Origin of the sequence: uncultured Anaerococcus sp., from assembly GCF_963510575.1 — a bacterium.
Classification (GTDB): Bacteria; Bacillota; Clostridia; order Tissierellales; family Peptoniphilaceae; genus Anaerococcus.
Map to the genome: position 1 here is coordinate 1 of NZ_CAUPFR010000046.1, position 12,297 is coordinate 12,297.

12 protein-coding genes are annotated in these 12,297 nt (G+C 34.3%); all 12 read right to left on the minus strand.

What is annotated here, in order from left to right; genetic code table 11:
• Window positions 1-775 (minus strand): mannonate dehydratase (locus RQ907_RS04715; protein WP_311492234.1); only part of this gene is annotated, 775 nt, incomplete at its 3' end.
• 18 nt (window positions 776-793) lie between these two features.
• On the minus strand, window positions 794-2,374 hold the full coding sequence (locus tag RQ907_RS04720; protein WP_311492235.1) for a mannitol dehydrogenase family protein: 1,581 nt from the start codon (window positions 2,372-2,374) through the stop codon (window positions 794-796).
• Window positions 2,375-2,929: 555 nt separating this feature from the next.
• Window positions 2,930-3,112 (minus strand): 30S ribosomal protein S21, encoded by a 183-nt coding sequence (rpsU, locus tag RQ907_RS04725; RefSeq protein ID WP_004828821.1) that lies wholly within the window; start codon window positions 3,110-3,112, stop codon window positions 2,930-2,932.
• Between the two features lie 41 nt (window positions 3,113-3,153).
• Window positions 3,154-3,495, minus strand: a complete 342-nt coding sequence (locus tag RQ907_RS04730) for a histidine triad nucleotide-binding protein (protein ID WP_311492236.1) — start codon at window positions 3,493-3,495, stop codon at window positions 3,154-3,156.
• 57 nt (window positions 3,496-3,552) lie between these two features.
• Entirely contained in the window at window positions 3,553-4,851 is a 1,299-nt protein-coding gene (gene mtaB / locus RQ907_RS04735; protein ID WP_311492237.1) for a tRNA (N(6)-L-threonylcarbamoyladenosine(37)-C(2))-methylthiotransferase MtaB, read from the minus strand.
• Window positions 4,848-5,969 carry a molecular chaperone DnaJ gene (gene dnaJ, locus RQ907_RS04740; RefSeq protein ID WP_311492238.1) on the minus strand — a complete coding sequence of 374 codons (1,122 nt, stop codon included), beginning with the start codon at window positions 5,967-5,969 and terminating at the stop codon, window positions 4,848-4,850. The genes mtaB and dnaJ overlap by 4 nt, the downstream gene beginning before the upstream one ends.
• Window positions 5,970-6,065: 96 nt before the next feature.
• The gene (gene dnaK / locus RQ907_RS04745; protein WP_311492239.1) at window positions 6,066-7,880 is read right to left on the minus strand and encodes a molecular chaperone DnaK; all 1,815 of its coding nucleotides are present in this window, start codon (window positions 7,878-7,880) and stop codon (window positions 6,066-6,068) included.
• Window positions 7,881-7,891: 11 nt separating this feature from the next.
• Entirely contained in the window at window positions 7,892-8,443 is a 552-nt protein-coding gene (grpE, locus tag RQ907_RS04750; protein WP_311492240.1) for a nucleotide exchange factor GrpE, read from the minus strand.
• A gap of 16 nt (window positions 8,444-8,459) precedes the next feature.
• The gene (gene hrcA, locus RQ907_RS04755; protein WP_311492241.1) at window positions 8,460-9,473 is read right to left on the minus strand and encodes a heat-inducible transcriptional repressor HrcA; all 1,014 of its coding nucleotides are present in this window, start codon (window positions 9,471-9,473) and stop codon (window positions 8,460-8,462) included.
• Between the two features lie 154 nt (window positions 9,474-9,627).
• Window positions 9,628-10,581 (minus strand): 3-hydroxyacyl-CoA dehydrogenase, encoded by a 954-nt coding sequence (locus RQ907_RS04760; protein ID WP_311492242.1) that lies wholly within the window; start codon window positions 10,579-10,581, stop codon window positions 9,628-9,630.
• 61 nt (window positions 10,582-10,642) lie between these two features.
• Window positions 10,643-11,764 (minus strand): radical SAM family heme chaperone HemW, encoded by a 1,122-nt coding sequence (gene hemW / locus RQ907_RS04765; protein ID WP_311492243.1) that lies wholly within the window; start codon window positions 11,762-11,764, stop codon window positions 10,643-10,645.
• Window positions 11,757-12,297, minus strand: a 541-nt coding sequence (locus RQ907_RS04770; RefSeq protein WP_311492244.1) for a GNAT family N-acetyltransferase, incomplete at its 5' end; no start/stop codon positions are given. The genes RQ907_RS04770 and hemW, both read right to left, overlap by 8 nt.

The following is a 12,297-nucleotide window of genomic DNA, read 5'->3' on the forward strand; positions in this document are numbered from 1 at the left end:
TTTCTGGCACATTATTTTCTACTCTTGATCCTAAAGAGCCAGTGCAAATGCAAAGGGTATTTGATGGAGAATCTACTAAATTAACAATCTTTTCCAAATCTTCTGGAGTAGAAGTAATTCTTGGAATATCAAAGATTGGCCAAGCTGGATCGTCAGGATGAACTGCCATCTTGATTCCAACTTCTTCGCAAGTTGGAATAATTCCTTCAAGGAAATATTTATAGTTTTCTCTTAGCTTATCTTCATCAATATCCTTATATTTTTCAAGAACATCTTCGAGTTGTGCTAGTCTTTCTGGTTCCCAACCAGGAAGCTCGAAATTTCCTGCCCCATCCAGGATTTCGTTAACCATGTCTCTTGGTGTCAAACCTTCTACCTTGGCTTGGTCAAAGGCTAGGGTATTTGAACCATCAGGAAGAACCTTATATAATTCAGTCTTAACCCAGTCAAATACTGGCATAAAATTATAAATAACTGTCTTAACTCCACAAGCTGCCACATTTCTTAGAGATTGTTTATAATTTTCAATATATTTATCCCTAGTTGGAAGACCCATTTTTATGTCTTCGTGAACATTAATTGACTCGATTATTTCACACTCAAGTCCAACCTTATGGCATTTATCTACATAGGCTTGGAATACATCTTTCTCCCAAACTTCTCCTGCTTCCCATTCATTCATCATTACCATTACGCCAGTAACCCCTGGTATCTGTGCAATGTATTCTAAAGAAATTGGATCATCATTACCGTAGTGTCTAAATGTCATTTTCATAAGCTTTTACCTCCTAAATTATCCTAAGTATTTTTTAAGTGTAGCTCTTACACTTCCTGGACCAGCTGACAATTCTTCGAAATATTTAATTACAATCTTATCAAGTCCGACTTCTTCAAGATTTACACCAAATATTTCTTTATTTCTCAATATATCTTTTAATCCTTCAGTAAGCTTAAAATTACCAAGGCTAATTCCCTCTAGGCTCTTTTTTAAATAATCCATTAATGGGTCACTAGAAAGTTCAAAAGCTTCTCCCTTATCATTAAGACCTAAAAGATATCTTAACCAACCAGCTAGGGCTAATGGAATATATTTAAGGTCAGCCACTTTTAAATTCTCATCATTTATATAACCCTTAATAGTTTGACCAAACCTAACAGAAATCTTTTGAGATGTATCTGTAGCTATTCTTTGTGGAGTATCCGGCATAAATTTATTTGGGAACCTCACATTTATAACTTCATCTATAAAATCTTTTGGATTTATAATGCCAGGGTCAACTACTACTTTAAGTCCCTCGTCATAGCCAATTTTCTTAATCAAGTTAACTAAGTCGGCATCTTGCATTTCTTCTGCAATTGTAGTGTGACCTAGAACACAACCATAAGTAGCTAAAACAGTGTGCAATGGATTTAAGCAAGTTGTAACCTTCATTGTTTCAACCTTATTAACTGTTTGTCTATCTGTTAAATAAACTCCTGCCCTAGTAAAATCAGGTCTACCATTTCTGAAATCATCTTCCATAACCAAATATTCAGATTCTTCACTATTAACAAAAGGAGCTGTATAGGTATTTTTTTGAGTAACTACAATATCCATATCCTCAAAGCCTAAATCCTCAACATATTTTTTGACCTCAAGGGCTGGTCTAGGAGTTATTTTGTCAATCATAGTCAATGGGAAAGAAATTTTTTCTTCGAGATATTTGATAAAGTCATCAGAAACTTTCTTATCCTCATTCCATTTTTTAGCTATAAGCATAACTGAGCTTTTAACCTTATCCCCGTTTTCTGAACAATTATCCAGACTTAGGAGGGTAAGAGCTTTCTCATTCTTCTTAAATCTCTTATAAAGTAAATTTGTAACTATACTCATAAGGTGTTTACAATCATCGATATCATTTTCAAGGTCAGCCTTAACAACATCCATCAATTCACCATTTGGAGCATATAGGTTATAGCCTTTTTCTGTAATAGTAAAAGAAACTATTTGAAGGTTGTCATTTAAAAATATTTCACTAATCCTATCCATATCCTTCAAAGTCAAGCTTTCTGCTAAATTTGCAATAAGATTAGTATCAAAATTGCCATCCTTATGGAGGGTAACAGATAGGCAGAGGTTGTCAAATGGTGTGTAAGTTTTTTCGATAATTTCTGTATCAAAAGTTTCAACAACAGAAATACCCCTGTCAAAAACACACTCATTAACCAAATCTTGGCCGACTCTAGCTATATAGCCCCTAAAAATATTGCCAGATCCAAAAGCTAACCATTTTGGGTCTTTTATTGTATCTTCCCTTAGCTTTTTGACATCATAAGCGACCTTCTTGTCAACTTTTTGATTGACCTCATTTAAACTTCCTAAATTTAATTTCATACAAAACTCCTTTCCTGATATATAATTTTTTAAAAATCCTCATAAAATGGCAGAAAAACCTGTCTTATTTTTCCAACATTTAAAACACTAACGCCCAGAAAGTATAAAAATCATATAACTTACAAACATAGATATCCAAACTAATATATTTTTAATGTTTCCTTAAAAACCAAATCTATCCCTTAATCGCCATGAAATCCAAGAAAAAATTTAAATTGTAAGCGGTTACATTTTCTACAAAAAAATTTATAGAAAATGCAAACAGCCATTCTTCCATCATTGAAGATGAATTTTTAAAAATATATTTCCTATATTCAAAATAGCATATGAAAATATTCCTGTTAACGTTTTCTACTTAGATTATATAATATTGTTCGAAAATAGTCAACCATTGTTAAAAATATGTTTTATTTTATTAAACTTATTCACATCTATAAAGGCTGATAAAGTTCATAAAATCCCATAAAACTAATTTTATATTAATAGAAATTTATTAATAAAAATTTCAAGAATTTTTTCATAAAAAAACCACCCACATAGTGGATGGTTAAATTATTATTTTCTTTTTCTATTTTTTCTTTTAGCAGCGTCGTTTTTCTTTTTCTTTATAACGCTTGGTTTTTCGTAGTGCTCTCTTCTTCTATATTCAGAAAGTACACCGGATCTTGCGCATTGTCTTTTGAATCTCTTAATCGCACTATCAATTGATTCGTTTTCTCCAACTCTGATTTCTGTCATCTCTATCCCCCCTCTCGTATATGCACTAGTTTGAACTTAAATCAGCCTGGTGGCCATTGTAGGCTTCTGTCGCCAAGAACATGGAAATGCATATGAGGAACAGTTTGTCCTCCGTCTTCTCCTATGTTATTGACAATCCTATATCCCTTATCAGCTATGCCTTTTTCACGGGCAATTTTTCTGATAGCTAAAAATATCTTGCCTATCAATTCACTATCAGACTCATCGAGAGTCTCTAAACTTTGTATGTGCTTTTTTGGTATAACAAGAAAATGGATAGGTGCTTGTGGATCTAAATCGTCAAATGCAATCAACTCTTCATCTTCGTAGATTATCTTAGATGGGATTTGTCCATCTACAATCTTACAAAATACACAATCCATACTTCACCCCCATTAATATATATGTTACCACAATTATTTTTAAGAGTAAAGTATTTTTTACCTTATTTCTCCGATTAATTCATCATTTATAATGCCAGTAATCTTTACATCGTAAATTTCATTGGTTGGAAGACTTGGATTTTCAACATTTACCCTTAGATAATTGGTAGAATATCCTGATTTAAAGCCTTCCAAGTCAGATTTTTCTTCAAATAAGACTGATAAAGTTTTTCCTACTTGTTTTTGTAAAAATTCTTCCCTATTGGTTTTCTCAATAGCTTCTAAATCTTTTAAGCGTTCTTTTTTGATATTTCCATTAACTTGGCCTTTCATAGAGGCTGCCTTTGTCCCATCTCTTTTTGAATATTTAAATAAGTGGGTTTTGGCAAATTTGATTTTCTTTACAAAGTCCATGGTCTCTTTGTGATTTTCTTCACTTTCTCCTGGAAAACCTACTATAATATCAGTAGTGAGTCCTGCATTGGGAAATACTTCCCTAATGAGGTCAGTTTTTTCCTTAAATACTTTTTTATCATACTTCCTATTCATAGCCTTTAGGACGTCATCTGATCCTGATTGGAGTGATAGGTGAAAGTGGTCACAGGCCTTTTTTGTAGCCTTCATTCTTTCAAGAAAGTCTCTAGTAATGTGCCTTGGTTCCATTGATGAAAGACGAATCCTTTCAATCCCACTAACCTTAGCCACATTTTCAATTACATTTATAAGACTAGTTCCGTCTTTGAAGTCTTTGCCGAAACTTGCAACATGGATACCTGTTAGGACAATTTCCTTAAAACCATTTTCCGCTAGTCTCTCAGCTTCTTTGACAATAGAATCCATTGGACGACTTACGACATTACCTCTAGCATAAGGTATGAGGCAATATGAGCAATACATATTGCAACCGTCTTGGATTTTCATATAGGCCCTGGTCATCTCTGTTTGGTTGGAAATTTCTAGGTCTTCGAAGGTTTTTTCCTCTGAAACCGAAATCACTTGATCTATAGCTTCCTTGTTTTGCAGCATATCTTCACAAAGGTCAACGACTTCTTCCTTATTTCTTGAACCTAAGATTATATCAACGCCTTCGATTTTTGCTACATCTTCTGGTTTGACCTGAGAATAACAACCCATTACAGCTATAATTGCATCTGGATTATCTTTCCTAGCCCTAGATATCATCTGACGGCTCTTTCTATCAGACATGTTGGTAACTGTGCAAGTATTTATGACATAAACATCTGCATTATTTTCTTTTCTTTCAAACCCTCTTGCCTTAAAGATTTCCTCAACAGCTTCAGATTCATATTGGTTGACCTTACAGCCAAGAGTTATAATATTGTAGGTGTTTTTCATTCAAAAAAGTCCTTTACCTTGTCAAAAAATGACTTTTCTTCCCTAACTTCACTTCCACTTGCTTCTGCGTAGGCCTTTAGGGCTTCTTTTTGATCTTTAGAAAGCTTGGTAGGTGTTACGACCTTAACGTAGAAGTATAAGTTACCTGTTCTACCTGTCCTCTTATCTTTGATTCCTTCATTCTTTAGGGTAAATCTCTCGCCAGTTTGGGTTCCCGCTGGTATTTCAAATTCGACAGATTTTCTTAGGGTTGCTACATCAATTTTCCCACCAAGAGCTGCTGTTGGAAAGCTAATTGGCATTTCATAATAAATATCAAGGCCATCTCTCTTAAATATTTCGTGGTTGGCTACCCTTAAAATAACATATAAGTCACCATTTGGACCACCATTTTCTCCAACATGGCCCTTGCCGGAAAGTCTAATCACATTATTATCTTCAACACCGGATGGGATATCAATCTTAATTTTTTCTGACTTATATTCCTTGCCTGTTCCCTTGCAATTTTTGCATGGCTTATCTATAATCTCACCAGTTCCGTGACATTTAGAGCAAGTTACAGTTCTAGACATAGTTCCAAAAGGAGTTCTTGATACTTCATTTACAACTCCTTGACCGTGACAATCTGGACAAGTGTGAGTTTCTGATCCTTTTTCTGCCTTAGAACCGTGGCATACATGGCATTCTTCCTCTCTTCTTATTTGGATTTCCTTGCTTGCTCCAAAGGCTGCTTCTTGGAAGGTAAGGTTCACTACCTGTTGGATATCAGCTCCCTTTGCAGGTCTCTTGGCATTATTTTGATAGCCTTGGTTAAATATATTTCCAAATAAATCACCAAAAATATCGCCAAAACCACCAAAACCTCCACCAAAACCACCATTAAAGCCAGCTCCTCCATTTTCAAAGGCTGCTGCTCCGTAGGTGTCATATTTTTGTTTCTTATCAGCATCTGAAAGTATTTCGTAAGCTAAAGTTACTTCTTTGAATTTTTGTTCAGCTTCTTCATTATCTGGGTTTAAGTCTGGGTGGTATTTTTTGGCAAGTTTCCTATATTCTCTTTTTATTTCAACGCTTGTTGCAGTTTTTTCTACTCCAAGCACTTCATATGGGTCTCTCATTTTTCCTCCAATCACTAAAAAAAGCTATTTCACTAGGAAATAGCTCCTTTTATCAATTGTTTTTATTATACTAGCTATGCTAAATCTTTCAAAAGATTATTCTTCGTCTTCGTCGATTACTTCATAGTCAGCATCAACAACATCTTCATTGCTTGCGCCGTTAGTTCCTGCGTTTGCTTCGTTTGCCTTATACATTTTTTCGCTTACCTTGTAGATTTCGTTTGTTAATTCTTCTGATAGGCTCTTAATCTTATCTATATCGTTAGCCTTGATTGCATCCTCAAGATTTTTAGCTTTAGCTTCGATATTTTCCTTATCAGCACCTTCAAGCTTAGCGTCTTCTACAGTTTTTCTAGCTTGGTAAACTAGGTTTTCAGCATTGTTTTTAGCGTCTATATCTTCTTTTTTCTTCTTATCTTCTTCAGCAAATTTCTCTGCTTCTTTGATTTTCTTATCGATTTCTTCTTCTGATAAATTAGATGAAGATGTAATTGTTATTTTTTGTTCCTTGCCAGAACCTTGATCTTTCGCTGTTACATTTACAATACCATTGGCATCTATATCGAAAGTTACTTCGATTTGTGGAACACCACGTCTAGCTGCAGGGATACCTGTAAGTTGGAATCTACCAAGTGTTGTATTATCTGCTGCCATTTCACGTTCACCTTGAACTACGTGGATGTCTACTTCTGTTTGTCCATCAGCTGCGGTTGTAAAGATTTGTGATTTCTTTGTTGGTATAGTTGTATTTCTTTCTATAAGCTTTGTAGCAACACCACCGAGGGTTTCAATACCAAGAGAAAGAGGTGTTACATCAAGAAGTAATAAATCTTTTACTTCACCAGTTAATACACCACCTTGGATGGCAGCACCGATTGCAACTGATTCATCTGGGTTGATATCTTTTTGAGGCTCTTTGCCAGTTATTCTCTTAACTAATTCTTGAACAGCTGGAACCCTTGTAGAACCACCTACTAAAAGAACCTTGTCAATGTCAGATGCTGATAGACCTGCGTCATGAAGGGCATCTTCTACTGGTTTTCTAGTTTTTTCTACTAGGTCATGAGTTAATTCATCAAATTTTGCTCTTGTTAGGTTTATATCTAAGTGAACTGGTTGACCGTCTACTGCTGTGATAAATGGTAGGTTAACATTGGTTGTTAGAGTTGAAGATAATTCTTTCTTTGCTTTTTCAGCTGCATCTTTAAGTCTTTGCATAGCTGTCAAATCTTTTGTTAAATCAACTCCAGATTCTTTCTTAAATTCACTTGCAAGATAATCTACAATTGCATTATCAAAGTCATCTCCACCTAATTTATTGTTTCCTCTTGTAGCTAATACTTCAAATACTCCATCACCTACTTCTAGGATTGAAACATCGAAGGTACCACCACCAAGGTCGTAAACCATAATCTTAGATTGGTCAGTTTCCTTATCCATACCATAAGCAAGAGCTGCTGCGGTTGGTTCGTTTATGATTCTGTCTACTTTAAGACCTGCGATTTGTCCTGCATCTTTTGTTGCTTGTCTTTGAGCATCTGTAAAGTAAGCAGGTACGGTAATAACTGCATTTGTAACTTTATCATTTAAGTAAGCCTCTGCATCTGCCTTTAATTTTTGAAGAATCATTGCTGAGATTTCTTCTGGTGTGTATTGTTTACCATCAATTTCAGGGCTTTTCCAGTCGTGACCCATCTCTCTTTTAACTGATGCTATTGTTCTATGTGGGTTAGTGATTGCTTGTCTTTTAGCTGTTTCACCAACTAATCTTTCTCCATCTTTTGAGAAAGCTACTACTGATGGAGTAGTTCTATTACCTTCGCTGTTTGGTATAATAGTTGCTGTACCACCCTCCATAACAGCTACTGCTGAGTTTGTTGTACCTAAGTCAATTCCTATAATTTTTGCCATAATTTTTCCTCCTACTTGCTTACCTTAACCATTGCTGGTCTAAGTACTCTACCGTTTAATGTATATCCTTTTTGGAATGTTTCTATAATATAATCTTCTTCTACAGTGTCACTTTCTTCCGTCATGACTGCGTGATGAAGATTGTGATCAAATTTTTCGCCATCTGAAGCAATTTCTTCTAGACCTTCATTTTTAAGGGTTTTGAGAAGTTCATCCCTAGTCATTATAACGCCCTTAACAAATGGGTCTTCTGGGTCCTTATCCTTAAGTGCCCTGTCAAAATTATCTAAAACTGGCAATAATTTTTCTACCAAAGAGCTTGATGCAAACTTCTTAAAATCTGCCTTGGCTTTTTCTTCTCTTTGCTTATAATTTGCAAAATCAGCCATTAACCTCTGGTATTTTTCTATATATTCATTATTCGCTGAAGAGTCTTTTTCATCGTCAACTATTTCTGCATCGACAACTTCTTCATCAACTTCTTCTGCAATTTCTTCTTCTATATCTTTAATATCTTCGACTTCTTCATTGATATTTTCATCTTTTTTAATATCGTCTGCCAATTCATCCACCTTCCTCTTATTGATTTAATAAATCTGAAACTAGTTTTATACTCTCAATAACTTCCTTATAATTTATCCTAGTTAGACCTACCACACCTATCTTACCAATGGTGTTTTCATCTACCTTGAAATATGAGGTTATGATTGTATTTTCTTTCAATTGGTCAATCTCGTTTTCCTCGCCGATAGTAATAACAAGGTTTTTATCATTATTATCAGTCAGGAAATTAGTAATAATATCTGGACTCTCAAAGAGATTGATAAATTCCTTAGCCTTTACTATATCATCAAATTCCTTGAAGTTGAATATATTACCCAAACCCTCTATCTTGATTTCTTTATTAGAATCCTTGTTGGATTCATTTTCCATCTTAGTTTGGATTACATCGAGTAAATACTTATAATTTAGATTTAACTTTTCTTCAATTTTTCTTATCTTATCAGACAAGTGCAAAATGCTTGATCCTATGAGTTCCCTTTGCAAAAGATTGTTTAGATAGTCGAGGTCTTCGCCCTCTATACCATAGTTTAAGTGGATAAGGTCATTTACTATCAAACCATTGTCATATACTACTATCAAAAGCAAGGAATAATCATTTACCTTAAGCATTTCAATATTAGAAATGGATTTGATTTGATTTTTGTAAGTGACTGACACTGCCGTAAGATTAGTAATTCCTGCCAATATTTTTGTGGCTGAATTTACTACATCACTAGCATTGTGGTACCTTTTATCCAAAGTACTTTTCAATTTGCTAAGGTCAGGTCTTGATTTTTCCTCAATTAGACCATTTTCTAATAGGTAGTTTACAAAAAACCTATAACCCTTGTCTGATGGGAGTCTACCACTCGAAGTATGGGCCTTTTTTAGGAGACCTTTTTTCTCAAGGTCACTCATATCGTTTCTAATAGTAGCAGCTGATACATCAAAAGAATATTCATCAGCTAGGGACTTAGAACCGACCGGCTCTCCTCCCAAGATATAAGAATTTATGATAGTGAAAAGTATCTGCATTCTTCTATCTTTCAAAGTCTTTCACTCCTTTTAGCACTCTTTACTTCCGACTGCTAATAATAATATACTAAGTTAAGAATAATTGTCAAGTATTTTAAAGTCAAAACTTAAATTATTATAAGTTTTTCTTTTATTTTCAAAAAAAGTGGCCTTTAAGCCACTTTTAGTCTTATTTATATTTATAAAATCCTTGACCAGTCTCAACTCCCTTATAACCCTTATCTAACATTTCTTTTAACTTAATATATGCCTTGCCGATTGGAGTTGATGGGTCATTTGCAGCTGGATTTGCACTTAAAACATTAACTACAGTTGTAATACCAACTATATCCATTATTTCAAATGGGCCTTTTGGTGATCCTGTACCTATCTTCCAGTCCATGTCAATGTCAACTGGGTCAGCTACGTCCTTACCATAAAGGACTAGGCCAGCATTTATAACAGGAACCAGGATTGAATTTAAGATATAACCAGGTTGCTCTTTTTTTATTAAAGCTGGATACATACCAATTGATTTAGCAAATTCTGCAACCTCCTTGAAAACTTCTTCATCTGTCCTATCGTGTTTCATAACCTCTGCTAGGTTTTGTCTATGGATATTATTTGCAAAGTGAAGGCTTAGGAACCTTTCTTCCCTGCCAGTGTACTCCCTAAATATAGATGGAAGAAGGGTCGAAGAATTTGTCACAAGGATTGCATCTTCTTTTAGGTATGGGGCAATTTTTTCATAAAAAGCTTTCTTTTGATCAACGACTTCTGCAATTGCTTCTATGACTAAATCTGCATCTCCAAAGGCTTCTTTTAGGTCTGTTGTGTAGGTTAGACCCTTGTAGACTTTTTCATTTGCTTCTTTTAATTCTTTTATTTTTTCTTCTGTAATTTCTTCTTTTGATGCAAAAAATGATCTTGGGAAATTTGGATTTTTTTCTCCAATATAAGTTGGGGCAAAATCTAGTTCTTGGCTATAAATTTCATGAAGACGAGCGATTCTTGGTTTAATTCTTTCTATAGAGTCATCTTTCCTTCCCCAAATAGTTACATTATATCCGTGAAAAGCAACGGCATAGGCAATTTGAGCGCCTAGTACACCGCCACCTGCAATTGTTACTTTATTTATATTCATAATTAACTCCTTAATTTTTTATAATCTCTTTATACCCAAAAATATAAAAAATAATAAGCCTTTAAATTATTTCTACAAAAAATTCATTAGAAAGACTCATGCCTTTTTTTGTAAACCTAATCGCTGAGTCTATTTCAAAAAATCCATCATCCCTAAATTTATTTATTTGCTTATCGTATTTTTTTAGGAAATCTACCCCATACCTCTTTTTAAATTTTGATAAATCAATACCTGCACTTTCCCTTAGCTTAAATATTATATATTCCTTTTCATTTTCATTTTTATCAACAAAATCCTTATTAATAATAGGAAGATTATTTGCTTTGACCATCTTATCGTAAATAGCTAGGTTTGGTGTATTGTTGTACCTGAGGTTTGAAATATAACCTGCCGCAGCAAGACCGAGACCCAGGTAACCTTCTTGGTTCCAATATTTTTTGTTGTGGAAAGACTCAAAACCCTCTTGGGAAAAATTCGACACTTCATAACGGTTAAGGCCAATTTTTTCAAGTTCATCAACTAAATAAGAAAAAATATCTACTTCTAAATCATCATCCATCAAGGACAGCTTGCCCTGTTTATCCAAGGCATAAAACTTTGAACCCTTATCTAAAATTAAGGAGTACCAAGAAATGTGATTGGGTCTTAATTTTTTAACCATTTCTAAGTCTCTTTTTACCCCAGCAAAATCTTGACCCGGCAAATTTAGCATAAGGTCAAAGGAAAGATTTGTAAAACCAGCCTCCCTAATCATTTCTATATCCCTGATGGCTATTTGGCTAGTATGGTTTCTGCCAATATTTTTTAAAACCTTATTATCAAAGGACTGGACTCCCAGGGAAATCCTATTGATTCCTAAGTCCCTATAAATTTTTAATTTTTCCATATCTAGCGACTTAGGATTTGCTTCTATGGTAAATTCCTTGATATCAGTCTGAAATTTATAGACTTCTCCGATAATTTTTTCAATAAATCTTGGATTTATATAGGAAGGAGTGCCCCCACCGATGTAAATCGAATCAATTATCACATCCATCCTATCCCTATAGAGCCTTATCTCATTTATTAGGTTTTCTACATAGGGCCCAATCCACTTTTCAAGGTTTGGAAAGGCAGCAAAATCGCAATAATAACACTTTTTTTCGCAAAAAGGAATATGGATATAAGCACCAACCCTATTCATCTTTACTAATCACCTCTATTAGTACAAGTTTGGCAACAGACCTTGCTATAATTTTGAAATCTTGACCCTTTTTTATCCTAAGGGCATCTGCAGGAAAGTATGTGTATTCTTTATTATCAGAAATTACCCTTACCCTTCCCTCAACTACAACAATATAATAGGAATTTTCAATATTTTTAGGAATAAATTCATTTTCCTTTTCAAAATATAATCTCTTAATAATTTCATTTACAGATTTAAAAACCAACTCCTCATTGGCTTTAAGAGGCTTTTTCTCTTCTAAATGGCCAGTTTTGTTATTAAAATAATCTTCTTTTGTAAAAATTGTTTGATGAACAGGTGCCAAAATCCCCAAAGGAATTTTTACAATATGGCTACCATAATAAGTAAAGCCGAGTTTCTTTTGAAAATCCCTAGACTTAAAGTTATTCCTAAAATAGCCAGCAGAAAGATAATCAAGACTCAAATCCTCAAAGGCATATTTCATAAGAGCCTTAACAGCTTCTGTCATTATCCCCTGCCTGTGAAAATCC